General features: G+C 69.6%; 20 protein-coding genes and 1 riboswitch. Of the genes, 7 read left to right on the top strand and 13 right to left on the bottom strand.

The genetic code is table 11. From position 1 onward, the window contains the following. Positions 1–44: 44 nt before the first annotated feature. The 4 genes from DDE23_RS15795 to DDE23_RS15780 all read right to left on the bottom strand — a co-directional run bounded on the left by DDE23_RS15795 (position 45) and on the right by DDE23_RS15780 (position 4980). Positions 45–2783, bottom strand: coding sequence for an ATP-binding protein (locus tag DDE23_RS15795; RefSeq protein WP_107752810.1), 2739 nt, complete (start codon positions 2781–2783; stop codon positions 45–47). Then, on the bottom strand, positions 2780–3076 hold the full coding sequence (locus DDE23_RS15790) for a DUF6611 family protein (RefSeq protein WP_107752808.1): 297 nt from the start codon (positions 3074–3076) through the stop codon (positions 2780–2782). The genes DDE23_RS15795 and DDE23_RS15790 overlap by 4 nt, the downstream gene beginning before the upstream one ends. Positions 3077–3083: 7 nt before the next feature. Continuing rightward, on the bottom strand, positions 3084–3527 hold the full coding sequence (locus DDE23_RS15785; RefSeq protein ID WP_323021931.1) for a response regulator transcription factor: 444 nt from the start codon (positions 3525–3527) through the stop codon (positions 3084–3086). A 121-nt stretch (positions 3528–3648) separates the two neighbouring features. After that, positions 3649–4980 (bottom strand): helix-turn-helix domain-containing protein, encoded by a 1332-nt coding sequence (locus DDE23_RS15780; protein WP_107752806.1) that lies wholly within the window; start codon positions 4978–4980, stop codon positions 3649–3651. Positions 4981–5190: 210 nt separating this feature from the next. On the opposite strand from DDE23_RS15780, the gene accB reads away from it, so the two are divergent. The 3 genes from accB (at position 5191) to aat (ending at position 7824) form a co-directional block, all read left to right on the top strand. Continuing rightward, on the top strand, positions 5191–5685 hold the full coding sequence (gene accB / locus DDE23_RS15775; RefSeq protein ID WP_107752804.1) for an acetyl-CoA carboxylase biotin carboxyl carrier protein: 495 nt from the start codon (positions 5191–5193) through the stop codon (positions 5683–5685). A 10-nt stretch (positions 5686–5695) separates the two neighbouring features. Continuing rightward, positions 5696–7042, top strand: a complete 1347-nt coding sequence (gene accC / locus DDE23_RS15770) for an acetyl-CoA carboxylase biotin carboxylase subunit (RefSeq protein WP_107752802.1) — start codon at positions 5696–5698, stop codon at positions 7040–7042. Between the two features lie 149 nt (positions 7043–7191). Further along, entirely contained in the window at positions 7192–7824 is a 633-nt protein-coding gene (aat, locus tag DDE23_RS15765) for a leucyl/phenylalanyl-tRNA--protein transferase (protein WP_107752800.1), read from the top strand. On the opposite strand, the gene DDE23_RS15760 is transcribed toward aat, so the two are convergent. The 3 genes from DDE23_RS15760 to DDE23_RS15750 form a co-directional block, all read right to left on the bottom strand. Then, positions 7819–9342: a phospholipase D-like domain-containing protein gene (locus DDE23_RS15760; protein WP_107752798.1), complete on the bottom strand. Its 1524-nt coding sequence runs from the start codon at positions 9340–9342 to the stop codon at positions 7819–7821. The two genes, aat and DDE23_RS15760, sit on opposite strands and share 6 nt — an antisense overlap. Beyond that, the gene (locus DDE23_RS15755; RefSeq protein WP_107752796.1) at positions 9339–10058 is read right to left on the bottom strand and encodes an endonuclease/exonuclease/phosphatase family protein; all 720 of its coding nucleotides are present in this window, start codon (positions 10056–10058) and stop codon (positions 9339–9341) included. Before DDE23_RS15755 ends, DDE23_RS15760 begins: the two co-directional genes overlap by 4 nt. 65 nt (positions 10059–10123) lie before the next feature. Further along, positions 10124–11917: a bifunctional helix-turn-helix transcriptional regulator/alpha/beta hydrolase gene (locus DDE23_RS15750; protein ID WP_107752794.1), complete on the bottom strand. Its 1794-nt coding sequence runs from the start codon at positions 11915–11917 to the stop codon at positions 10124–10126. A gap of 457 nt (positions 11918–12374) precedes the next feature. On the opposite strand from DDE23_RS15750, the gene DDE23_RS15745 reads away from it, so the two are divergent. Beyond that, positions 12375–13961, top strand: a complete 1587-nt coding sequence (locus tag DDE23_RS15745; RefSeq protein WP_107752792.1) for a gamma-glutamyltransferase family protein — start codon at positions 12375–12377, stop codon at positions 13959–13961. Positions 13962–14113: 152 nt separating this feature from the next. Here the strand turns inward: DDE23_RS15745 and edd are convergent, their stop codons facing one another. Then, positions 14114–15919, bottom strand: a complete 1806-nt coding sequence (gene edd, locus DDE23_RS15740; protein ID WP_107752790.1) for a phosphogluconate dehydratase — start codon at positions 15917–15919, stop codon at positions 14114–14116. A gap of 220 nt (positions 15920–16139) precedes the next feature. Between edd and DDE23_RS25145 the strand changes: the two genes are divergently transcribed. The 3 genes from DDE23_RS25145 to DDE23_RS15730 all read left to right on the top strand — a co-directional run bounded on the left by DDE23_RS25145 (position 16140) and on the right by DDE23_RS15730 (position 18163). Next, complete coding sequence (locus DDE23_RS25145; protein WP_157958043.1) at positions 16140–16307, top strand: RSP_7527 family protein; 168 nt, start codon at positions 16140–16142, stop codon at positions 16305–16307. 145 nt (positions 16308–16452) lie between these two features. Further along, positions 16453–17655 (top strand): RSP_2647 family RNA methyltransferase, encoded by a 1203-nt coding sequence (locus DDE23_RS15735; protein ID WP_107752788.1) that lies wholly within the window; start codon positions 16453–16455, stop codon positions 17653–17655. Beyond that, entirely contained in the window at positions 17648–18163 is a 516-nt protein-coding gene (locus tag DDE23_RS15730) for an RSP_2648 family PIN domain-containing protein (protein WP_107752786.1), read from the top strand. The genes DDE23_RS15735 and DDE23_RS15730 overlap by 8 nt, the downstream gene beginning before the upstream one ends. A 274-nt stretch (positions 18164–18437) precedes the next feature. On the opposite strand, the gene metK is transcribed toward DDE23_RS15730, so the two are convergent. From metK to DDE23_RS15705, 5 genes are all read right to left on the bottom strand, one after another. After that, positions 18438–19604, bottom strand: coding sequence for a methionine adenosyltransferase (gene metK, locus DDE23_RS15725; protein WP_107752784.1), 1167 nt, complete (start codon positions 19602–19604; stop codon positions 18438–18440). A gap of 7 nt (positions 19605–19611) precedes the next feature. After that, positions 19612–19660, bottom strand: a riboswitch (SAM-SAH riboswitch). A 32-nt stretch (positions 19661–19692) separates the two neighbouring features. Beyond that, positions 19693–21243 (bottom strand): apolipoprotein N-acyltransferase, encoded by a 1551-nt coding sequence (gene lnt, locus DDE23_RS15720; RefSeq protein ID WP_107752782.1) that lies wholly within the window; start codon positions 21241–21243, stop codon positions 19693–19695. After that, entirely contained in the window at positions 21233–22144 is a 912-nt protein-coding gene (locus DDE23_RS15715) for a transporter associated domain-containing protein (RefSeq protein ID WP_107752780.1), read from the bottom strand. The genes lnt and DDE23_RS15715 overlap by 11 nt, the downstream gene beginning before the upstream one ends. Positions 22145–22171: 27 nt before the next feature. After that, positions 22172–22714, bottom strand: a complete 543-nt coding sequence (gene ybeY, locus DDE23_RS15710; protein WP_107752778.1) for an rRNA maturation RNase YbeY — start codon at positions 22712–22714, stop codon at positions 22172–22174. A gap of 36 nt (positions 22715–22750) precedes the next feature. Then, the gene (locus DDE23_RS15705) at positions 22751–23710 is read right to left on the bottom strand and encodes a PhoH family protein (protein ID WP_238150008.1); all 960 of its coding nucleotides are present in this window, start codon (positions 23708–23710) and stop codon (positions 22751–22753) included.

The raw sequence follows: 23710 nt of genomic DNA, 5'->3' as shown, positions 1-23710 counted from the left end.
AGTCGAGGGGGCTGGCCCCCCGCCCCCTCCCCACCCGTCCGACCCTATTCAGCAGCCCGCGCCCGGGCCTCCAGCCGCGCCGGGAAGCTCACGCGGAAGGCGGCGCCCCCCTGGCCCGGCAGATAGGCGATGTCGCCGCCCAGATTGTGCATGATCTCCCGGCAGATGGCGAGGCCGAGGCCCGCGCCGCCGGCCTGATGGGTATCGGTCAGCCGGGCGAATTTCTCGAAGATCAGCATCTGGCTCTTCTTGGGGATCCCCGAACCGTTGTCGATGAAATCGACCACCACCTTGCCGCCCCGCTGGCGCACGGCGATGCGCAGCTCCGGCGCCGTCGCATCGCAATATTTCCGGGCGTTCGACACCACATTGATGAACACCTGCGTCAGCCGGCCGATATCGGTGCTGAGCGCGATCTCTTCATCCGCGCTCTGGCGGCGCAGGGTGAAGTGGCGGTGCGGCAGAACCGAATTCGAGGCCATCAGCGCCCGGTCGATCAGATCGCCCAGCAGGGCCCGCTGTATGTCGAGATTGACCTGCCCGTTCTCCAGCACGCTCAGGTCCAGCAGGTCATCAAGCAGCCGGGTCAGCCGGATCGATTCGTCGTGGATGATGCGGGCGTAGCGGGTGATCTCGTCGCCGGTCACCTCGTCGTCCATCAGGATCTCGGAAAAGGCCCGGATCGAGGTCATCGGCGTCCGGAGTTCATGGCTGATCTGGCTGAGGAAACTGTCCTTCTGCACCGAGAGCTTTTGCAAAAGCTCATTGGCTTCGCGCAGCTGGCGGGCGGTGCGGGCCAGTTCCTCGGACTTCGCCTCCAGCTGGGCCGAATGCTCCATGATCATCGCGGTTTCCGAGGCCACGGCCATCAGGTCATCGACCGTCACCAGCCGCCCGCCGACGATCTGGGCGATCATCGCATGCGCCGTGGCCGCGCCGACCGAGCCCGCCAGCTCGCGCTCCAGCTTGTCGAGGAAATCGGGCGTCGGGTCGGGCAGGAACCCCGCCTTGCCCTGGCCGCGGGTCTGGGCCTCGAAAAAGCTCTGCGCCTCGGCCGCGCCCAGGATGCGCTGGGACATGGCCAGCAGATCCTCGGCCTCGTTCTCGGCCGCCTCGCGCGACCAGCCGCGGGCGCCGGGGCTCTCGTCGCCCTGGCCGATGTCGTAGACATTGACGAATTGCGCCGATTGCACGCGTTCCACCGGGCTGGGGAAACTCAGCAGCGAGCCGGTGATGAAGGCGGTGGCGTTGAGCGCCAGCGACCAGAAGAGCGCGTGCAGCAGCGGGTCCAGCCCCTCGACCCCGAAAAGCGCGTGCGGCCTCAGCCAGCCGATGCCCAAGGGCCCCTCGGCCATCAGCTCGGCGCCGAGGATCACGCCCGGACCGAAGGACGGCAGGAACAGCGTGTAGAGCCAGGCAAGCCCGCCCACCACCAGCCCCGCCGCGGCGCCGATGCGGCTCGCGCCCCGCCAATAGAGCGCGCCGATCAGCGCGGGCAGCACCTGCGCCATGCCGGCGAACGAGATGAGGCCGATGGCGGCGAGCGCCCGTGACCCGCCCGAGATGGCGAAATAGAGGTAACCCAGCCCCAGGATCACACCGATGGACAGACGGCGCGCGTTCAGCACAAGCCCCCGCATGTCGCTGGCATCGCGCGCGGGCGCCAGCCCCCGGTCGGCGGCGCGCTGGCGGGACGCCAGCCACATCGGCACGACGATATGGTTCGACACCATCGTCGCCAGCGCAATCGCGGCGATGATGACCATCGAGGTGGCGGCGGAAAATCCCCCCAGGAAGGCCAGCATCGCCAGACCGTTCTGTCCCAGCGCATGCGGCAGGGTCAGCACGAAGAGGTCGGGGTTCGATCCTTCCGGCAGCAGCATCAGCCCCGCCGCGGCAATGGGCAGCACGAAGAGGCTCATCGCCATCAGATAGAGCGGAAAGGCCCAGGAGGCGACGGCGAGATGGCTCTCGTCGGCGTTCTCGACCACCATGACCTGGAACATGCGCGGCAGGGTCAGGATCGCCACGCCCGCCAGAAAGGTCAGCCCCATCCAGCGTCCGGGTTCGATGGCCCATTCCGGCCGCTCGGCCTGCGCGATGCGGGCCAGCATGTCGGTGGGCCCCTCGGCCAGGCCCCAGACCACCCAGATCCCCACCGCCAAGAGCGCCACCAGCTTGACCACCGCCTCGACCGCGATGGCGGTGACGACACCGTGGTGCTGCTCGTTGGAATCGAGGTTCCGGGTGCCGAAAAGGATGGTGAACAGCGCCAGACCCACCGCCACCCACATCGCAAGTTGCTGCGGCGCCAGCGTCTCGCCCGCGGTGAAGGCGCCGAAGCTGAGGGCGATGGATTGCAGCTGCAGGGCGATATAGGGCGTGGTGGCGATGACCGCGATCACCGTGACGATGACGCCGACCGCGTTCGACTTGCCATAGCGCGACGAGATCAGGTCGGCGATGGAGGTCACGCGCTGCGCCTTGCCGATCCTGACCAGCTTCCGCAGAAGCCACCACCAGCCGACGAAGACCAGCGTCGGGCCCAGGTAGATGGTCATGAATTCGAGGCCCGAGCGCGCCGCATAGCCCACCGCACCGTAGAACGTCCAGGCCGTGCAATAGACCGACAGCGACAGCGTATAGACCAGGGGCGAGCGCAGGAACCGGGCCTGCCGCCCGCTGGCGCGCAGCGCCTCGGCCCGGCGTTCGGCCAGCGAGGCGATGGTGAACAGGAAGATCACATAGGCCAGCGCCGCCGGGACCAGGATGTTGAGGGTCATGGCGCGCCCTCATCGGGGGCGGGGCTGGCCCGCCGCTCGGCCGCCTCGGCATCGCGCTTCAGCGCCGCGCGCAGGGGCCGCGACAGCGCCGCCGCCGCCAGTACCAGCACCAGCCAGAGCACGAACAGATAGACCGCCTCTGCCGCCGTGCTCAGCGCCCGCCCCCGGGTCCAGAGCACCGGCAGCAGGATCAGCACGAAGCCCACCACCGGCAGGATCCGCGCGGCATCCATGATGCGACGGCGGCGATAGGTCTCGCGTTGGAGGAACAGGGGGGCGCGGGGCGGCTTCATGCGCCGATCATACACCGACCAGCTGGCGCACCGCAGCCAGCAATTCGGCATTGGCAAAGGGTTTGGCGATGAACATCGAGGCGCCCGCCGCCATCGCCTGTTCGCGCACCTGGGCCGAGCCCTTGGCGGTCAGCAGGATCACCGGCAGGGGAGCGGTGCCCGGCTGGCCGCGCAAGGCGCGCAGGATGTCGAAGCCGCTGGCGCCGGGCAGCATCACGTCCAGGATCACCAGATCGGGCACCTCGGCCCGGATGCGGGCCAGCGCGCCGGTGCCGGTGGCCTCGATCGCCACCTCCCAGCCGTCGCGGCGCAGGATGAAACGGATCGCTTCCGAGATGTTGGGCTCGTCCTCGACCACCAGCACGCGGCGTCCGACGCCGCGCCTGCCCGGCAGCGGCGCCATCGACGCCGTGCCGCCGCCCCCCGAGGCTTCGGCCCCGTCGTGGCTCATGCGATGGTCCTCCCCGGTGGTCCACCCGGGCGGCGCGTCCCTCCCGGCCGGCCTGCCCCGGAAACTATCGCGGCAATTCACAAAGCTGTCAAAGGCTGCGTGAGGCGGCGCGCCCTGCCCCTCAGCCCGAGACGATCGAGGGTTCGCGCCGCCCCGGGCAGAACTCGCGCGGGCAGACCCGGCAGCTCGATCCCAGCGCCCGCACCGCCTCGCCCTCGGCCGCGCCGCCTGCGACCGAGGCGGGCGTGACCAGCATGCTGGCCTCCCAGACGAAGGGCGGCTCGAACCGCAGCGGGTCGCGGGCGCCTGCCACGGCATGGGCGATGAACCGCCCCGGCGGGCGACCGGCGAATTCCACCGGGGCGCGCACCGGACGGTCGGGCCGCAACAGCGCCTCGTAAAGCGGCCAGAGCGGGCAGGCACCGCCGAAGCGCGGCAGCTGGAAGCCCTCGATCGGGCGGCGGAAGGTCAGCGTGCCCGACCCGTCGCAGATCGCCAGCCCGAAGCGCGGGATCCCCGGTTCGGGCGGCAGCGTCGCCAGCCGCCGGAACAGCTGCGCCAAGCCGACGCCGAAATGCCGCGCCAGTTCCTCGGGCGCGAAACCGGCCCCGGCGGTGAAGACCCGCACCAGCACCGGCATCAGCCGCCCCAGCGGCAGGGCGCGGGCATCCTCATGGGCGCGGGCCAGCCAATCCTCGGCCAGACTGCGCGCCGCGGCCGAGGCGAGTTCCGCCTGCCCGGCGATCAGCGCCGCCCAATCGCCGCCCGCTTCGACCGCGGCGACGTGGAAGCCCTGCCGCTCGAGCCAGCTTTCCAGCTCCTCCTGCGGGGCGGCGAGGCCGGTTTCCTCGCTCGACGTGTCGAGGAAGGCGACAAGCGCCTCGGCGGCATTGGCCAGCCGCACGGAATCATCGTGAACGTTGCGGTGGAAGAGCGCCCGCCACTCGGGCTCAAGATCCTCGGATTCGGCCAGAATCGCGGCGGTGGATTGAACCGAGGTCACCGCCGAGACGATCTCGTGCAGCGAGGCCGAGAGATTCGGGTCATGCGCCATCCGGTCGGAGAGCCGCTCGATGATCCGCTCCTGCGCCTCGGCCAGGGTCTGCAATTGCGCCAGCAGTGCCGCCCAGCCGGGGAAACGGCCGACCAGTTCATCGGCGCGGTCGACCTCGGGCTCGGTGCCGGGCTGGGCCCGGGCGGCGGCGGTGCGCAGGGCCTGGATCTGCGCGTCGCCCGCCCGTTCGTCCAGCGCCTCGGCCGGGATCTGCAGGGCCCTGGCGATGGCCTCCAGCACCGGGGCCGACGCCCGGCGGCGGTTGTGTTCTATGAGGTTGAGGTAGGAAGGCGAGACCCCGGCCATCCGCGCCAGATCCGCCTGCCCCAGCCGCCGCGCGGTGCGCAGGGCGCGGATGCGCGTGCCGGACAAGGCGGGTCTGGGTGCGGGTCTGGGCATGGCCCTTGCCTCCTCGATCCCGCTGTTACACCATGCGGCCGACCGGCACGCAAGCGCCGCCGCCCGACCCCGCGCGCGCCGATGGAATCCCCGACCGGGAGAATGGCACTTTTCACGCGACGGGGCCTGACGTATAACCCCGCGGCACAACGCGGGACGCGTCAGACAACATCGCAGGCCGGGACAGCACCCGCCGCAACGAGGATGTCCATGAGCAAAGATCACATCACCTCCGACGTCGCCTTCATCAAGGCATTGGCGGAACTTCTGAACCAGAACGAGCTGACCGAGATCTCGGTCAAGCGCGAATACGGCGAGAATGACACGCTGAACGTCAAGGTTGCCAAGCAATCGCAGATCGTCCAGGCGGCGCCGGTCAGCTACGCGGCCCCGGCCGCGGCGCCCTCGGCCGCGCCCTCGGCCCCGGCAGCAGCAGCCGCCGCTCCGGCCTCGGCCGATCCGGCCGACCATCCCGGCGCCGTCTCCTCGCCGATGGTGGGCACGGCCTATCTCGCGGCCGAACCGGGCGCCGATCCCTTCGTCGCCGTCGGCCAGCAGGTCAGCGCCGGGCAGACCGTGCTGATCATCGAGGCGATGAAGACCATGAACCACATTCCGGCCCCGGCCTCGGGCGTGGTCAAGCGCATCCTGGTGACCGATGGCACGCCCGTTGAATACGGCGCGCCCCTGATGATCATCGAATAAGGCCCTGGCAATGTTCGACAAAATCCTCATCGCGAACCGGGGCGAGATCGCGCTGCGCGTCATCCGCGCCTGCCGCGAGATGGGCATCCAGTCGGTCGCCGTGCATTCGACCGCCGATGCCGACGCCATGCATGTCCGCATGGCCGACGAGGCGATCTGCATCGGCCCCGCCCCCTCGGTCGACAGCTATCTGCATATGGCGGCGATCATCTCGGCCTGCGAGATCACCGGCGCCCAGGCGATCCACCCGGGCTATGGCTTCCTGTCGGAAAACGCCAATTTCGTGCAGATGGTCGAGGATCACGACCTGACCTTCATCGGCCCCCGGGCCGAGCACATCCGCCAGATGGGCGACAAGATCACCGCCAAGGACACCGCCAAGGCGCTGGGGATCCCGGTTGTGCCGGGCTCGCCCGGCGGCGTGCCGGACATGGAAACCGCCAAGAAGACGGCGGGCGAGATGGGCTATCCGGTCATCATCAAGGCCACGGCGGGTGGCGGCGGGCGCGGCATGAAGGTCGCCAAGTCCGAGGCCGAGCTGGAAATCGCCTTCCGCACCGCGCGCTCCGAGGCGAAGGCCGCCTTCGGCAACGACGAGGTCTATATCGAGAAATACCTGCAGAAGCCGCGCCATATCGAGATCCAGGTCTTCGGTGACGGCAAGGGCGGCGCGGTGCATCTGGGCGAACGCGACTGCTCGCTGCAGCGCCGCCACCAGAAGGTGCTGGAAGAGGCACCCGGCCCGGTCATCACCGAGGAACAGCGCGCCCGCATCGGCGCGATCTGCGCCAATGCCATCGGCAAGATGCAGTATTCGGGCGCCGGCACCGTCGAATTCCTGTTCGAGGACGGCGAGTTCTATTTCATCGAGATGAACACCCGGCTGCAGGTCGAGCATCCGGTGACCGAAGCGATCTTCGGCGTCGATCTGGTGCGCGAACAGATCATGGTCGCCGCCGGCAACCGCCTGTCGTTCCGGCAGGAGGATCTGACGATCCGCGGCCATGCCATCGAGGTGCGGCTGAACGCCGAGAAGCTGCCGAACTTCACCCCCAGCCCCGGCCGGGTGAACACTTTCCACGCGCCCGGCGGCCTGGGCGTGCGGATGGATTCGGCGCTCTATTCCGGCTACCGGATCCCGCCCTATTACGACAGCCTGATCGGCAAGCTGATCGTCCACGGCCGCGACCGGCCCGAGGCGCTGGCCCGGCTGAAACGCGCCCTGGGCGAGCTGATCATCGACGGGATCGACACCACGGTGCCCTTGTTCGATGCGCTCCTCGACAACCCGGATGTGCTGGCCGGGCGCTATGACATCCATTGGCTGGAGAAGTTCCTGGCCAACGAGCTGGGGTGAGACGGGTCGAGTGCAAGCGGGGGGCTGCCGCCCCAAGTTCATACAATGGGCGGGGGGCTGCCGCCCCCCGCACCCCCTGCTTCAAGGAGGGTTTTCCACCCTCCTTGAAAATCCTCCCGAGGATATTTTCAGAACGAAGATGAGGCGGAATGCGGCTGACGCCTGAGGTGATCGTCAGGGCCTATGCGGGCGGGGTCTTCCCCATGGCCGAGACCGCCACCGATTCCGACATCCACTGGTTCGAACCCAAGCGCCGCGGCATCCTGCCGATCGAGGGGTTCCATGCCTCGCGCTCGCTGGCGCGCAGCCGCAGGCGGGGGCATTTCCGCTTCTCCTGCGACGGCGATTTCACGGGCGTGGTCCGGGCCTGCGCCGACCGTCCCGTCACCTGGATCAACGCCGAGATCTTCGGCGTCTTCGAGGCGCTGCACGGGCTGGGTCTTGCCCATTCCATCGAGGTGCGCAGCCCCGACGGAACGCTGGCGGGCGGGGTCTACGGGCTGGCCCTGGGCGGCGCCTTTTTTGCCGAGAGCATGGTCAGCCGGGTCACCGACGGCTCGAAACTGGCGCTGGCCGAGCTGATGGCCCGGCTTCGCCGCGGCGGGTTCCGGCTGGTCGATACGCAATACCTGACCCCGCATCTGGCGAGCCTGGGCGGGATCGAGATCCCCCGCCACGCGTACCGCACCCTGCTGGCCGAGGCGCTGGAGGCCGAGGCGCGGCCGGATCTGGCCTTCGTCCCGGTCAATCCCGACCGCGAGGACGGGGCCTTCTGGTCATAGGAAGCCGTGGATCGGCAGATGGCCGATGCAGAAGGTCAGCGCCCGTTTCCACCAATTGGTGCCGGGTTCCTGATGGGTGCGTTCCTCGCCCCGGGTCCAGAGCAACAGATGTCGGTCGCGGCTGACCCGCCAGCCCTGCCCCGGCGCGCAGGCCTCGTCGATGATGGCGTCGAGGCGGCGGATCTGGTCGGGATCGTCAAACAGGATGCCCAGTTCGGTGTTCAGGAAGGCCGAGCGCAGGTCGAAATTGAATGAGCCGACGAAGGCGCGCTCATCATCGACGATGAAGCTTTTCGCGTGCAGCATCGTGTCCGGCTGGTCGGGCCGCGCGTATTCGATCAGCCGGATCCCGGCCTTCAGCAGCCGCGGGCGATACCAGCGATAGGCGCCATAGACCAGCACGCTGTCCGAACGGCCAAGGCCGTTGGTCACGATCTCGATCTCGACCCCGGACCCGGCCAGTTCGATCAGCGCCGCCATGCCGCGTTTGCCGGGCACCAGATAGGGCGTCATGATGCGCAGCTTGCGCTTGGCCGAGCGGACCACCGGCATGATCGAGCCCGGCATCCAGCCCTCGCGCCGCCGTTGCAGCGCCTTTTCCGGCGGGTCGCCGATGAACTCGATCCCCTCGATCCAGTCGAGCCGCTCGATGCCCAGGCTCTCGATCGCCGTCTCGGCCGGGGGCAGGCGCAGGCGCTCGATCAGGCTGCTGTTGCGCGGCTCGCTGAGGAAGCGCTGCAGGTAGAGGCGGAAGCGGCGCAGCCGGGTCGCCCGGCCGATGCGCAGAGAGCGCACCGGCAGCGCCACATTCGAGTTCCAGAAGGCGTCGAAGAGATCACCCATCGAGCGCAGCACCGGCCCGGCCAGGATCACGTCGAGGTCGTCGAAGGTGATCCCTGCCCCGCGCTGCGCCCCGAAATAGGGATCGCCCACATTGCGCCCGCCGGTGATGGCCAGCCGGTTGTCGGCCAGGAACATCTTGTTGTGCATCCGCCGGTTGTAGGGCAGCAGGTTGACCACCATCTCCAGCCCGCGCAACAGGCTGCGGTCACGGTTGCGGATCGGGTTGAAGAGCCGCACCTCGATCGAGGGGTGACGGTCAAGCGCCCGGTAGGCCGGCACCCGGCGGATCAGGTTCACGTCGTCGATCAACATGCGCACCCGCACGCCGCGGTCGGCGGCGGCCAGAACCTCGCCCGCCAGCAGCCGGCCGGTCACGTCGTCTTCCCAGATGTAATACATCAGATCGAGGCTGCGCTCGGCGCCGCGGGCCAGCGACAGGCGCAGGGCCAGCGCCTCGCGTTCATCGGGCACCAGCCGCATCCCAGAGCGGCCGAGATGCCCGCGCTCCAGCGGCTCCAGCAGGCGGTCGTATTCGGTATCCGAGCCCTGCGGCAGCACGCTCGAGGCCTTGCCATGCCGCGTCTTGGCAAAGCGCCCGGCCAGCCAGAGCCCCGCCAACGTCAGCACGACGAGGATGCCGAGCGCCCAGAGCGCCCCTTCGAGCCATGGGTTCATGCAGCGACCCTCAGCCGGGCGCGGATCGGCAGATGGTCGGAGGCCAGCCGCGCCAACGGCGAGACATGCGGCGAGAGGTCCAGCACCTCGGCCCTTGTGCAGCCGATGATCCGGTCGAGGGCCAGCATCGGCCGCCCGGCCGGGAAGCTCGCCACGGTGGCGGCGCGGTCCACGGCGTCGAGCCCGGTCTTCAGCGGCATCAGCGAGCAGCCGGGCCCCTGCCGCCATTCGTTCAGATCGCCCATCATCAGCGTGGGCCGGTCGGGGCTGATCTCATCGGCCAGGCGCCGGGCCTGTTGCAGGCGGGAGTTCTTCAGCAATCCCAGATGCGCGGCGATCACCCGGATCGGCAGGGTGCCGAAGCGCAGGTCGGCGACAATGGCGCCGCGCGGCTCCAGCCCCGGCAGGTCGATGACCCGCGCCTCTTCCAGCTCGGCGCCGCGAAACAGCAGGAGGTTGCCGTGCCAGCCATGGGCCAGCGCGCCCTTGCGGCTGGTCAGCGGCACCGGCACCAGCCCGGTCGTGCGCTCCAGCTCGGCCAGATCCAGGATGCCACGCCGGTCGCCAAAGCGGCGGTCCACCTCCTGCAACGCCACCAGATCGGCCCCCAGCTCGCGGATCACCGCGATGGTGCGATGCGGATCGCGCCGCCGGTCGGTGCCGACGGCCTTGTGCACGTTGTACGAGCCGATAATCAGGTCATTGCTGGAGGGCATCAGGGTTTTCCCGGGTTGCCCTGACTATATGGGGTGCCCTGCCGATCCGGCAATGGCGCCCGGGCTCAGGGCGTCGCCAGGCAGCGGCGCGCGAAATCCGCGACCTCGGCCAGCACCGGGCCGGGCTTGGCGTAGAGCAAGAGCTGCCCCTCGCCCTCGATCTCGATGACATGGGCGCGGGCCCGGGCCTGGGCGAATTCCCGCACGCTGCGCAGGCTGACCACCGGGTCCAGCTCGCCATGGATCAGATGCAGCGGGCAATCCGAACCCGCCACCAGCGCCGACCAGTCGCGGGTCACGTGCCAGGCGTCGATCTGGAAGGCCTTCTGGCCCTGGGCCACGGTATAGCGATAGCCTTCGATGATGCGCTCGGCGATGGCCGGGCGGCTGACCACCTCGCGGTCGCGCGAGCCGGTCGGATAGAGCGGCGTCATGAATTTCTCGGCGCTGCTGGAATCGATCTGGGCGATGCCCGCGCGCAGCACCGCAGGCAGCAGCGCCGGGGCGAAACGCGCGGTATAGGCCACGGCCCGCTGGCGCGGCGTCATGGCGGCGAATTGCTCGATCGAAGTGATCGGCACGCACCCCGCCACCCCCACCATCCCCGCCACCGCGCGCCCCAGCCGCCCCGCCGCCGCATAGGCATAGATCGCCCCGGCCATATGTCCCAGCAGCACCACCCGCGGCAGGTTCAGCGATTGCAGCACGATGCCGAGGTCGCGGGCGAAAAGGCCCGGCGCCTCGCGGATCCGCGGATCGACGAAGGAGGCGCCGAAATTGGCCCGCATCGGCGCGTAAAGCCGGATCCCGGCCGCCTGCAACGCCGGCCCGAGCTGCGAGAGCGAGGCCAGCCCCTCCAGCATGCCATGCACGAAGATCACCGGCAGGCCGTCCGCGGGACCGGTGGTCAGCACCGGCATCAGCCGCCCGTCGCCGACATCGACGACGATCTCCTGCTCGCTGGCGGCGGGGGCGGCGTCGGGGCGGCTGTCACCGTCAGGGCCATGCAGCACCAGCGCCGCGACCAGCCGCATCAGCTCGGATTGCGCGCCGGTGCGGGTCTTGGCGAAGACCGATTTCAGCTGCGCCCTCAGCGTGTTGAGCGAGCGCCCGCTGCGCAGCGAGACGGCGGGCAGATCGCCGCCCCGGGTCAGTTCGCGCACCAGCTCGACCTCGCGCGGGGTCAGGCGGAAACTCTCGACCAGAATGCCCGACAGCGCCGGGCTCCAGCCGACGCTCAGCGCTTTCAGTTCGGTGACGAAACCCTCGCCCTCGGGCGCGCGGACCGTCACCGCCGCCACCAGCCCGCCGCCAGGCAGCGCCGCCTGGGCCGGCGCCTCGGCCAGCGACAGGACGGTGAACCGTCCCGAGGCCGGGGCACGGTCGGCAGCGGTGAGATAGGCCGCAAGCCGGGCGACGCTGTCGGGCTCGAGCGCGGCGCGGATCCCCTCGGCGGTGACCGGGCTGCCGAACAGCGTCTCGGCCTCGGCCCCGGCCGACAGCACCACACCGCCCCGCCCCAGCCGGACCAGCGGCCCCCGGCCGTCGCCCGCCCCGGGCAGCACCGTCTCGCCGCGCCCCATCCGTTCGAACAGCGCGAAGGCCCGGCGGAAATGCGCCTCGATCACCGGATCCTCGAGCGTGCGGGCCGAGGGTTCGTCGGTCACCTGCATCTCGCCCAGCCGCCGGGCCAGCTGATCGACGAAATCCGACCAATCGGCCATGAAACTGTCGAAATGCTCGGGGTTCAGCACCACCTCGTAGATGCTGCCGATAAGGCGCGCGCGGCCGGGGTCCAGCGCCTCGGCCGCGTCGGGGGATGCGACGCTGTAGGCGGGAACGGAATGCTCGGCGGTCACGAAACCCTCATGGTCAAACGGCACGGCCCTGAACAGGCGGGGGTCAAGAATGCCCCAGTTTTCCTGCTCTGGCGAGCGTTTTAACCCGAATGGGTGAAGCCGATAACGACGAATCCGGTCATCGTCGGACTCGTTTCAGCACCCAGGATTTTTTACTCAATCCTTTTTCCGTCGGGTCGCGTCAGGAAGGCCAGCGAACTGTCGCTGTCGGGTGTGGTCCCCAGGATCACGGATCGGTGGCGGGAGTGATTTCATCAGCGGCCGCGCCTTCTTGCGTCACTCGCCCGTCGGACCTTCAGGCTGGCGCCGTTTGCGGCGTCGGCGGTCGCTGCCCAAGCGATTCTCTGGCCGGCCCGGTTCCTGCTGACCGGGCCGGTCAACATGCTTTCCGCCATCCGGGACTTTTCAATCCCGGCCCCGCACCGCATCCTGCCGGTCCAAGCCTCAGGAGGATTCGATGCGCGATTTCCAGACACCCGGGCGGTCGGCCGTCTATGCCGACAACGGCATGGTCGCCGCCTCGCATCCGCTGGCCTCGCAGCTGGCGATCCGGCTCCTGCAGGAGGGTGGCAATGCCGTCGATGCCGCCATCGGCGCAGCCATCCTGCAAGGGTTGCTCGAACCGCAGATGACCGGCCTTGGCGGCGATCTGTTTGCGCTGGTCAAACCGGCGGGCGAGGAGAGCGTCCATGCCCTGAACGGCTCGGGCCGCGCGCCCGCCGGTCTGTCGGCCGCGGCGATGCGCGCGCGGGGGCTGGCCACGGTCCCGGTCCACGGGATTGACTCGGTGACCCTGCCCGGCGCGGTCGATGGTTTCTGCCGGATGCACGAGACCTGGGGCAGGCTGGAACTGGCGCAGATCCTGGCCCCGGTGATCGCCTATTTCGAGGCCGGTGTGCCGGTCGCGCCCCGCGTCGCCCAGGACTGGGCCCAGGCCCGCCCGCTGCACGGCGCTGCCGGGATGCACTACCTTCCGGGTGGCAGGGCGCCGGTCACCGGCCAGCGCTTCGCCCTGCCCGGACAGGCCGAGGTCCTGCGCCGCATCGCCCGCGAGGGGCGCAAGGGGTTCTACGAGGGCGAGGTGGCCGAGGACATGCTCGCCGCGCTCCGCGCCCAGGGCGGCAGCCACACGGCCGAGGATTTCGCCGCCGTCGCGGGCCATCTCGGCCAGCCGGTCAGCGGGAGCTACAGGGGCGTCGAGCTGATCGAACACGCGCCGAACGGCCAGGGCGCCACGGCGATCCTGCTGCTGAACATCCTGTCGCATTTCGACCTGTCGCGGCTGGATCCGTCCGGTGTCGAGCGCACCCATATCGAGGCCGAGGCGACGCGGCTGGCCTATGACGCCCGCAACCGGTTTCTGGCCGATGCCGATCACGTCACGCGGCTGGAGCACATGCTGGCGCCCGAGACGGCGGCCGGGCTGGCGGCGCTGATCGACCCCGGGCGCGCCATGGCCGAACCCGCGCCCCTGACCGAAGCGGTGCACAAGGAGACGATCACCCTGTCGGTGGTGGATCGCGACCGGATGGCGGTATCGCTGATCTATTCGATCTTTCATGATTTCGGCGCCGGCATCGCCTCGGACCGGTTCGGGATCCTGTTCCAGAACCGGGGCGCCGGTTTCACGCTGGAGGCGGGCCACGCCAACGAGGCCGCCGGCGGCAAGCGGCCGATGCACACGATCATCCCGGGGATGCTGCGCAAAGGTGGCAAGGTGGTGATGCCCTTCGGCGTGATGGGCGGGGCCTATCAGCCCTGCGGGCACGCGCGGGTCGTGTCGAACCTCCTGGATTTCGACATGGAGCTGCAGGCGGCGCTGGACGCGCCCCGGGCCTTCGCCGGGCTCTTCTCGGGCGTCGACGGGCTGGCGCTGGAGCAGGGTCATACCCCGGCCGTGGCCGAGGCGCTGGCGGCGATGGGCCACAAGACCCGCTGGTCGCCCGAACCGCTGGGCGGCGCCCAGGCCATCGAGATCCGGGAGGATGGGGTTCTGGTCGGCGCCTCGGACCCGCGCAAGGATGGCTGCGCGTTGGGATACTGACAGGGAGGGCGGGCGCCGGGGGGCATCGAGCCCCCCGGCGCCCGGCGGGTTGCCACCCGCCCCCGCCCGGGGAGGGTTTTCCACCCTCCCCGGACCCCTTCCGGAGGATATTTTCAGAACAAAGATGGAAAAAGGGCGTGGCGCGGCCGCGTTCAGAACAGGATCGAGGCGCCTTCGGTGGCGTCGCTGGCCCCGAGGCGCAGCCGGGCGAAGAGTTCGCGGCCGACGCCCACATCATTGGCGCTGAGATCGGCGGTGACCGCCGGGCGGTCGGCGAAGCCCTCGGCCAGCACCTCGAGCCGTCCCGTCACCGCGTCGAGCCGCACCAGATCGCCGTCCCGCACCCGGGCGATGGGCCCGCCCGCCGCGGCCTCGGGCGCGACATGGATCGCGGCGGGCACCTTGCCCGAGGCGCCCGACATCCGCCCGTCCGTGACCAGCGCCACCTTCTGCCCGCGGTCGAGCAGCACCGACAGCACCGGGGTCAGCGAATGCAGTTCCGGCATGCCATTGGCCCGCGGTCCCTGGAAGCGAACCACCACCACCACATCGCCGGTGAATTCCCCGGCCTTGAAGGCGGCTTTCACCGCCTCCTGATCGTGGAACACCCGGGCCGGGGCCTCGATCACATGGTTCTCGGGCTTGACGGCCGAGACCTTTATCACCCCCTGCCCGAGGGTGCCGTTGAGCTGTTTCAGCCCGCCGGTGGGCGCGAAAGGATCGCGGGCCGGGCGCAGGATCCGGTCGTTGAGGCTTTCGCCCGTCCCCTCGACCCAGGACAGAGTGCCGTCGATCAGCCTCGGTTCCTGCGCGTAGCGGGCAATGCCGGTTCCGGCGACGGTCTCCACATCCTCGTGCAACAGGCCCGCGTCGAGCAGTTGCCCCACCAGATAGGCCAGCCCCCCGGCGGCGTGGAAATGGTTCACATCGGCCAGGCCGTTGGGATAGACCTTGGCGAGCAAGGGCACGGCCCGGGCCACGGCATCGAAATCCTCGAGCGTGAGGGTGATCCCGGCGGCCTTGGCCATGGCGGGCAGGTGCAGGATCAGGTTGGTCGAGCCCCCCGTCGCCATCAGCCCGACCATGCCGTTGACGAAGGCGCGCTCGTCAAGGATCCGCCCGGCCGGACGCCAGTCGTTGCCCAGAAGGGTGATCGCCGCGGCGCGGGACACCGCCGCCCGCGTCAGCGCCTCGCGCAGGCCGGTGCCCGGGTTGACGAAGGCCGCGCCCGGCAGCATCAGGCCCATGATCTCCATCAGCATCTGGTTGGTATTGGCCGTGCCGTAGAAGGTGCAGGTTCCCGGACCGTGGTAGCTGGCCATTTCGGACGCCATCAGATCGGCACGGCTGGCCTTGCCCTCGGCGAAGGCCACGCGGACCTTGGCTTTCTCATCGTTGGGCAGGCCCGAGGTCATCGGCCCCGCCGGAACGAAGACCGCCGGAACATGGCCGAAGGTCGCCGCCGCCATCACCAGCCCCGGCACGATCTTGTCGCAAACCCCGAGCCAGAGCGCCGCGTCGAAGCAATCGTGCGACATGGCCACGGCCGAGGCCAGCGCGATCGTGTCGCGCGACATCAGCGACAACTCCATCCCCGCCCTGCCCTGCGTGACCCCGTCGCACATCGCCGGAACCCCGCCCGCCACCTGCGCCGTGGCCCCCGCCGCCCGCGCCGCCTCGCGGATCAGGGCGGGATAGGTCTCGAACGGCTGATGGGCCGAGAGCATGTCGTTATAGGCGGTGACGATGCCCAGATTGGGCTGCCGGTCGGCGGCCAGCGCCGCCTTGTCCTCGCCCATCGCCGCGTAGGCATGGGCGGCGTTGGAGCAGGACAGATGCGCCCGCGCCGGGCCCTGCGCCGCCGCCCGGTCGAGCCGGGCGAGATAGGCCTCGCGCGCGGGACGCGAACGCTCAATGATCCGGTCGGTGACGTCACGGATACGGGCATCGAGGGGCATGGCGGGCCTCGTCGGTTCAGAACGGGAGGGGTTTGCGCCCCCTATACGCCGTTATCGCTAACGCCGCAAGGGCGGCAGGCGCCCGTCCCGGCACCCGGCGGCGAGCCTTGCACGGCGTGCAATACGGCTTTGCCGCATCGGCACTGGCGGATTGCTGCATCGCGGCGTAACTTGGGTTCAGACAAAGACTAACGACGCCCCCGAGCAAAGGATGTCAGACATGACCGCTTATCCCTATGAACTCAGCAAGATGGAAGACCTGGACCTGATCGCGCTGGAGCGCCAGGCGCGCGCCATGCAGGCCCAGGCGCTGGTCGAATCCTTCGCAGCGCTGCGCCGCGGCATCGCCGGCCTCTTCGGCCGCGGCACCGCTGCCCGCACCGCCTGATACCGATCACAGGAAAGCCGGGGTCCCTCGCCCCGCGCCGAGCAGCCGCCCCGCCCCGGAGTTCCCGGGCGGGGCGGTGTCGCTTTGGCCTTCCGCCCCGGGCGCCGGGCCGCTATGGGTGGGGCAGCCCTCTCAGGATTGACCGATGACCTCGCTCCCCTCCAGCCGCCCCGTTGTCCGCCTGCGCCCCAAGGCCGAAGCCCGCGCCATCCGCCACGGTTTCCCCTGGGTCTATGCCGATGAGCTGGTCCTCGACCGGCGCACCAATGCGCTGGAACCGGGCGCGCTGGCCGTGCTGGAGGATGGCGAGCGGCGGCCGATGGGGCTGGTGACCGTCAACCCGAAGTCGAAGATCGTCGCCCGGATGCTGGACCGCGACACCGGGGCGGCGCTGGACCGCGCCTGGTTCGAGGCGCGGCTCGCCCATGCGCTGGCGCTGCGCGAACGGCTCTACAGCGAACCCTTCTACCGGCTGGTCCATGCCGAGGCCGATGGCTTCCCGGGCGTGGTCATCGACCGCTTCGGCGATGCGGCGGTGATCCAGCCCAATGCCGCCTGGGCCGAGGCGCATCTCGACATGCTGGTGGCGGCGCTGCAAGCGGTGACCGGGGTCGGCATCGTGGTCAAGAACGGCACCGGGCGAGCCCGCAGCCTCGAAGGCCTGACCGAAGAGACGCTGGTCCTGAAAGGCGCGCTCGACGGGCCGGTGCCGGTGCGGATGAACGGCGCCAGCTATATGGCCGACCTGACCGGCGGGCAGAAGACCGGGATCTTCTACGACCAGCGCGACAACCACGCCTTCGCCGCGCGGCTGGCCAAGGGCGGGCGCGTCCTCGATGTCTTCAGCCATGTCGGCGGCTTCGGCCTCGCGGCGCTGGCGGCGGGGGCGGAGAGCGCGCTGGCCGTCGATGGCTCGGAACCGGCGCTGGTGCTGGCCGAAAGGGGCGCCGCCGCCATGGGCCTGGCGGAGCGCTTCGCCCGCCGCCAGGGCGACGCCTTCGAGACGCTGGAAGCGCTGCAAGCCGAGGGCGAGCGCTTCGAGCTGGTGGTCTGCGACCCGCCCGCCTTCGCACCGCACCGCCAGGCGCTGGACGCGGGGCTGCGGGCCTATGAACGCGTGGCGCGGCTTGCGGCGCCGCTGGTGGCGCCGGGCGGCTATCTGGTGCTCTGCTCCTGCTCGCATGCCGCGGATCTGTCGCAGTTCCGCGCCGCCTCGACCCGGGGCATCGGCAAGGGCGGCCGGCGCGGGCAGCTGATCCATACGGGCTTCGCCGGTCCCGACCACCCGATGCTGCCGCAGCTGGCCGAAAGCGGCTACCTGAAGTCACTCGCCTTCCGCCTTGACTAAGGCCTTCCTCGACACCTGCGTCCTCTACCCGCCGATCCTGCGCGACCTGCTGCTGGGCCTCGCCGACCGCGGGCTCTACCAGCCGCTCTGGTCGGAAAGCGTGGCGGCCGAATGGCTGCACACCACGGCGCGCAAGGGCGAACCCGGCGCCGCCGAGGCGCTGGCGCGGATGCGCGCCCGCTGGCCCGGGGCGGAAGTCGCGGCGGCAGAGGCCGAGTGGCTCGACCTCCCCGACCCCGGTGACCGGCACGTGCTGGCCGGCGCCATCGAAGGCGGCGCGGCGCTGCTGGTCACGCTGAACCTGCGCGATTTCCCCCGCCGCAGCCTCGCCCCGCACGGGCTGCGCGCGGTCCCGCCCGACGATCTCTGCATGGAACTCTGGCTCGCCGGGCGCGAGGCGGTCGAGGCCGAGGTCGCCCGCGTCTGGCCCGGCCTCGAGGGCCGCCCGCTGCGCAACGCATTGAAGAAGGCGGAACTGCCCCGGCTGGGCCGCGCGCTGGAGAGCTGAAGGGAGGGGTTTCGCCCTCGTTGCCCGCTGCCGCGGGCGCCTCGGGCGACCAGCGGCGCGGCGTTGCCGCGCCGAAGAAGGGGGGCCGTCTGCCCCCCTCTGCCCTGCGGGCATTCACCCCCCGAGGATATTTGAAGCGCAAAGAAGACGGCTTAACGCCCTCTTAACTTACATCTTTGTTCTCTAAATATCCTCGGGGGTTTCCAAAGGGGGCCCGAGGGTCCCCTTTGGCGGGGGGCGCGGGGGGCTGGCCCCCCGCATGACCCGGCCCGTCTCAGACCGCGCTCTTGAGAACCCCGGCGAGGTCGATCTTCTCCCAGGAGAAGCCGCCGTCTGCCTCGGGCGCGCGGCCGAAATGACCATAGGCCGAGGTCCGGGCGAAGATCGGCCGGTTCAGCCCCAGATGCGTGCGAATGCCGCGCGGGGTCAGGTCCATGCTGCGGGCCACGGCCGTCTCGATGGCGGCGTCGTCCACCGACCCCGTGCCATGCGTATCGACATAGATCGACAGCGGCTTGGCCACGCCGATGGCGTAGCTCAGCTGCAGCGTGCAGCGCTTGGCCAGCCCCGCCGCCACCACGTTCTTCGCCAGATAGCGCGCGGCATAGGCGGCCGAGCGGTCGACCTTGGTCGGATCCTTGCCCGAAAACGCCCCGCCGCCATGGGGCGCGGCGCCGCCGTAGGTGTCGACGATGATCTTGCGCCCGGTGAGCCCGGCGTCCCCGTCCGGTCCGCCGATCACGAACTTGCCGGTCGGGTTGACGTGCCATTCGGTGGCGGCGTCGATCCAGCCGTCCGGCAGGGTGGCGCGGATATAGGGTTCGACAATGGCCCGCACATCGGCCGAGCTCAGCGACGGGTCCAGATGCTGGCTCGAGAGCACGATCGAGGTCACGCCCATCGGCTTGCCGTCGACATAGCGGATCGACAATTGCGACTTGGCGTCCGGCCCCAGCTTCGGCTCGGTGCCGTTCTTGCGCACCTCGGCCAGGCGCTTGAGGATCGCATGGGCGTAGAGGATCGGCGCCGGCATCAGTTCGGGCGTCTCGTCGGTCGCATAGCCGAACATGATGCCCTGGTCGCCCGCGCCCTCGTCCTTGTTGCCGGCCGCATCCACCCCCTGGGCGATATCGGCGGATTGGGCATGCAGGTAGCTGTCAACCTTGAGGTTGGCCCAGTGGAACCCGTCCTGTTCGTAGCCGATGTCGCGCACGCAGTCGCGGGCGATCTCCTCGACCCGGGCGATGACCGAGGCCGGGCCGCGCACTTCGCCGCCGATCACCACGCGGTCGGTGGTGGCGAAGGTCTCGCAGGCCACGCGCGAATAGGGATCCTCGGCCATGAACGCATCGAGGATGGCGTCCGAGATCCGGTCGCAGACCTTGTCCGGATGCCCCTCGGCGACGGATTCCGAGGTGAAAACGTAGTTCTGTCGGCTCATGGGGATGTGCTCCATTGCATGTCGCCCGTCACGCCAGGAAGCCGTTGTGACAGGAGTATGATGGGGCTATCCCTCCTTGCAGGCAGCGTCAACCGCTTTGTCCGGGGCCTTTTCCCGACTGCCTGCGGCGCAGCGCCGCCAGCGCCAGACCCAGCATTCCAAGGGCCAGAAGCGCGTGCCAGGGCCCGTCGCCCCAGCGCGCATAAGGCGTGGGCGGCAGGGCGCCGGGCAGGTCCGCATCCAGCGCGCCGGTGACGTCGAGCGGCAGCGAGGCCAGCACCCGCCCCCGCGCATCGGTCACCGCCGAGATCCCGGTATTGGCGGCGCGCACCAGCGGCAGACCGGTCTCGACCGCCCGGAGCCGCGCCTGCGCCAGATGCTGGTAGGGGCCGATCAGGTTGCCGAACCAGGCGTCGTTCGTCGCCTGCAGCAGCCAGTCGGGGCGTTCGGTGCCGCGCAGGTCGCGGGGAAAGACCGCCTCGTAGCAGATGAGCGGCAGCGCCCGCCCTGCCCCGCCCAGATCCATCAGTTCCGGCCCCGGACCGGGCGTGTAGCCGTCGAGCAGTTGCTGGGCCAGCCCGCCCCAGCCCTGTTCGCGGGCCCATTCGCCGATCAGGGGGATGTATTCGCCGAAGGGCACCAGATGGTGCTTGTCATAGATTGCGCCGACCGAGCCGCCCTGCCCGATCACCGCCAGCGAATTGAAATACCGGCTGATCCCGGCCGCGTCGCGCTCGCGCCGCTGGATGCCCATGACCAGGGGGGCGCCCGCGGCCTCGGCCGCCATCTCCAGCCCGGCGCCGGGGTTGTCGAGAAGGAAGGGCGCCGCGGTTTCCGGCCAGATGACCAGATCGACGGGCGCCTCGCCGGTCGAGAGGTCGAGATGACGCTCGAAGAACATCCCGATCAGGTCGCGCTGCCATTTCTGGTCCTGCGGCACATTGGCCTGCACCAGCCGCAGCCGGATCCCCGGCCCCTCGGGCAAGGGCTGCGCCAGACGCAGGCTGCCCCAGCCCCAGGCGCCCGCCAGCGCCAGCCCGCCAAGCCCCAGCGCGAGCCCGGCCAGACCGCGCCGCCCGCCCTGCCAGCGCAGAGCGGCCACCGCCAGCGCCGCCGCCAGCGACAGCGTCAGCGCGCTGAGCAGCAACGCGCCGCCGAGGGCGGCCAGCTGGTCAGGGGGCGTGCCGATCCAGACATGCCCGCTCAGGGCCCAGGGGAAGCCGGTGAACAGCATCCCGCGCAGGTCCTCGAAGGCCAGAAACGCCAGCGCGAACCGCCAGACGCGGGCCGTGGGCCGCGGGGTGCCGAGGGACGCCAGCCAGGCGGGAAAGGCCCAGAACAGCGCCATGCCCGCCGCCATCAGCCCCAGCGCGAAAGGGGCCATCCAGCCCGTCACCTCGGGGTCGACGAAGAACGGATCGACGATCCAGGCCATGACCGGCAGGAAATGCCCGAGCCCGGCCAGCAGAGCCCGGCCGAAGGCGCCCCGCGCCGAGGGCGCGCGGGCCACCAGCCAGAAGGCCCAGGCCAGCCCCAGGATCGTCAGCGGCCAGAGCCCCCAAGGCGCCTGCCCCGGGGCGGCCAGCGCCCCGGCGGCCAGGGCCTGCAGGATCACCGGCCAGCGGCGTTCAGCCGGCATCCGTCACCGCGGCCGGGGCTTCATCGGCCGAACCGGCCTTGCGCAGGCGCACGCGCTTGACGCGGCGGGGATCGGCGTCGATCACCTCGATCTCGTGGCCGACGGGATGCTCGATCACCTCGCCCCGCGCCGGCACCCGGCCAAGCAGCAGATAGACGAGGCCGCCCATCGTATCGACGTCCTCGTCTTCCAGACCCTGGCGCAGGTCGAACCCCAGCGCATTCTTCAGGTCGTCCAGCATGGCGCGGGCCTGGATCAGCCAGACCCCCTCGCCATCCTCGGCCCAGAGGTGTTCATCCTCGGTGTCGTGCTCGTCGTCGATCTGACCCACGACCTGCTCCAGCAGATCCTCGATCGTCACCAGACCGTCCACGCCGCCGTATTCGTCGATCACCAGCGCCATATGGGTCCGCTCGGTCTGCATCTTCTGCAACAGCACCACCAGCGGCATCGACGGCGGTACATAGAGCAAGGGCCGCAGCAGGGACGAGACGTCAATCTCGCCGCCCAGATCGAACCCCTGCTTCAGCACCAGATCCTTGAGCAAGAGCAGACCGATCGGCTTGTCCAGCGTCTCGTTATAGACCGGCAAGCGCGAGAAACCCGATTCGCGGAACACCGCGATCAGACCGTCACGGTCGATATCCTTGGGAATGGCGACGATCTCGGCCTTGGGGATCGAGACATCGGCGACCCGCAGGCGCCTCAGATTGGCAAGCCCCGGCAGAACCCGCCGCATCGAGGCGTTGAGCGCGCTTTCGGCCTCACCCGCTTCATGCGGGGCGATGGCGTCGAATAATCGTCCCAGCAGGCCCCGTTCTCGGGTACTGCCGTCCGGACTCTGGTCCGCGCTGCCATCGGCCTCTGCCGAGGGCACCGAACCGGAAGTGAGGTCAGTCATGGGTCCTTTCCGGAATCATCTCAAAAATCAATCCGCCCCGGTCGCGGGTGCGACCGGCTCCGACTCGTCCCCTGCATATGGATCTGCGATCCCCATGGTTGCAAGGATGGCGACCTCGGTTTTCTCCATCAAAGCGGCATCTTCGTCGGTTTCGTGATCGTAACCCAGAAGATGCAACACCGAATGAACGATCAGATGCGTCACATGCTCGGCGAAGGGCTTGCCCTGTTCGCCCGCCTCGCGCAGGCAGGTCTCATAGGCCAGCGCGATGTCTCCCAGCGCCTCGGGCTCCTCGGGCGTGCCGGTTTCGGGCGCCTCTGGCAGGTCGCCGGGCGTCTCGGCCGAGAGGTCCCAGGCGGGCCAGGACAGCACATTCGTCGCCTTGTCCTTGTCGCGAAAGCCCGCGTTCAGCCCCTTGATCCGGGCATCGTCGCAGGCGAGCAGGCTCACCTCGAAACAGGCCGGGTCATGGCCCAGATGGGCCAGCGTGGCGTCAATGGCTGAGCGCGCCAGATGGTCGAGGTCCCCCCAGCGCGGCTCTTCCGCGTTGATGTCGAGTGTCACAGACATGGTTCAGGCGCCCCGCGCCCCTCAGACTTGGGCCCCTCAGACCTGCGAGGGGGACTGGCGATCATAGGCCTCGACGATGCGCGCCACCAGCGGGTGCCGCACCACATCGACCGAGGTGAAATAGGAAAACCCGATGCCCTTGATCCCCTGCAGGATGCGCTCGGCCGAGGCCAGCCCCGAGGTCACGCCGCGCGGCAGGTCGACCTGGCTGCGGTCACCGGTGATCGCCATGCGCGAGCCCTCGCCCAGACGGGTCAGGAACATCTTCATCTGCAATTCGGTCGCGTTCTGCGCCTCGTCCAGCACGACGAAGGCACTGGCCAGCGTCCGCCCCCGCATGAAGGCCAAGGGCGCAATCTCGATGCGCTTTTCCTCCATGTATTTCTGCAAGGACTTGGCCGGCAGGAAATCGTTCAGCGCGTCATAGAGCGGCTGCATGTAGGGATCGACCTTTTCCTTCATGTCGCCCGGCAGATACCCCAGCTTCTCGCCCGCCTCGACGGCGGGGCGCGACAGGATGATCCGGTCCACATGCCCCTCGGTCAGGAAATGCACCGCCGCGGCCACGGCGATATAGGTCTTGCCGGTGCCCGCCGGGCCGATGCCGAAATTCATCTCGTTCTCGAAGAGCGAGCGGGCGTAATCCTGCTGCGCCTTGGTGCGGGGCGCCACGTTCTTCTTGCGGGTGCGGATCTCGACCTGACCGGTGCGGAACATCTCCAGCTGCCGCTCACCGGCCTCGCCCGCCGACAGACGCACCGCGCCATCGACATCGCCGGGCTCCATCCCCTTGCCGTCCTTCAGCCGCGCATAGAGCGATTTCAGCGTCTCGGCGGCCCGGGCGCGGACATGCTCCTGACCCATGATGTGCAGCTGGTTCCCCCGGTGGATGATCTGGACGCCCAGTTCCTCTTCCAGCTTGACCAGATTGCGGTCGTATTCGCCGCACAGGTCTACCAGCAATCTGTTGTCGGCGAACTCAAGCAGGGTCTGCAT

This window comes from Pararhodobacter aggregans (genome assembly GCF_003075525.1).
Taxonomy (GTDB): Bacteria; Pseudomonadota; Alphaproteobacteria; order Rhodobacterales; family Rhodobacteraceae; genus Pararhodobacter; species Pararhodobacter aggregans.
The sequence above is the reverse complement of the archived record's forward strand: the minus strand, read 5'-3'. Positions and strand labels throughout refer to the sequence as shown.

Coding starts and splice junctions, on each gene's coding strand:
- DDE23_RS15790 (WP_107752808.1), bottom strand. CDS start 3,076: ATGAAGCCGCCCCGCGCCCCCCTGTTCCTCCAACGCGAGACCTATCGC.
- ybeY (WP_107752778.1), bottom strand. CDS start 22,714: ATGTCTGTGACACTCGACATCAACGCGGAAGAGCCGCGCTGGGGGGAC.
- DDE23_RS15785 (WP_323021931.1), bottom strand. CDS start 3,527: ATGAGCCACGACGGGGCCGAAGCCTCGGGGGGCGGCGGCACGGCGTCG.
- lnt (WP_107752782.1), bottom strand. CDS start 21,243: ATGCCGGCTGAACGCCGCTGGCCGGTGATCCTGCAGGCCCTGGCCGCC.
- accB (WP_107752804.1), top strand. CDS start 5,191: ATGAGCAAAGATCACATCACCTCCGACGTCGCCTTCATCAAGGCATTG.
- DDE23_RS15715 (WP_107752780.1), bottom strand. CDS start 22,144: ATGACTGACCTCACTTCCGGTTCGGTGCCCTCGGCAGAGGCCGATGGC.
- edd (WP_107752790.1), bottom strand. CDS start 15,919: ATGCCCCTCGATGCCCGTATCCGTGACGTCACCGACCGGATCATTGAG.
- DDE23_RS15705 (WP_238150008.1), bottom strand. CDS start 23,710: ATGCAGACCCTGCTTGAGTTCGCCGACAACAGATTGCTGGTAGACCTG.
- DDE23_RS15795 (WP_107752810.1), bottom strand. CDS start 2,783: ATGACCCTCAACATCCTGGTCCCGGCGGCGCTGGCCTATGTGATCTTC.
- DDE23_RS15780 (WP_107752806.1), bottom strand. CDS start 4,980: ATGCCCAGACCCGCACCCAGACCCGCCTTGTCCGGCACGCGCATCCGC.
- DDE23_RS15755 (WP_107752796.1), bottom strand. CDS start 10,058: ATGCCCTCCAGCAATGACCTGATTATCGGCTCGTACAACGTGCACAAG.
- DDE23_RS15745 (WP_107752792.1), top strand. CDS start 12,375: ATGCGCGATTTCCAGACACCCGGGCGGTCGGCCGTCTATGCCGACAAC.
- DDE23_RS15760 (WP_107752798.1), bottom strand. CDS start 9,342: ATGAACCCATGGCTCGAAGGGGCGCTCTGGGCGCTCGGCATCCTCGTC.
- aat (WP_107752800.1), top strand. CDS start 7,192: ATGCGGCTGACGCCTGAGGTGATCGTCAGGGCCTATGCGGGCGGGGTC.
- accC (WP_107752802.1), top strand. CDS start 5,696: ATGTTCGACAAAATCCTCATCGCGAACCGGGGCGAGATCGCGCTGCGC.
- DDE23_RS15735 (WP_107752788.1), top strand. CDS start 16,453: ATGACCTCGCTCCCCTCCAGCCGCCCCGTTGTCCGCCTGCGCCCCAAG.
- DDE23_RS25145 (WP_157958043.1), top strand. CDS start 16,140: ATGACCGCTTATCCCTATGAACTCAGCAAGATGGAAGACCTGGACCTG.
- metK (WP_107752784.1), bottom strand. CDS start 19,604: ATGAGCCGACAGAACTACGTTTTCACCTCGGAATCCGTCGCCGAGGGG.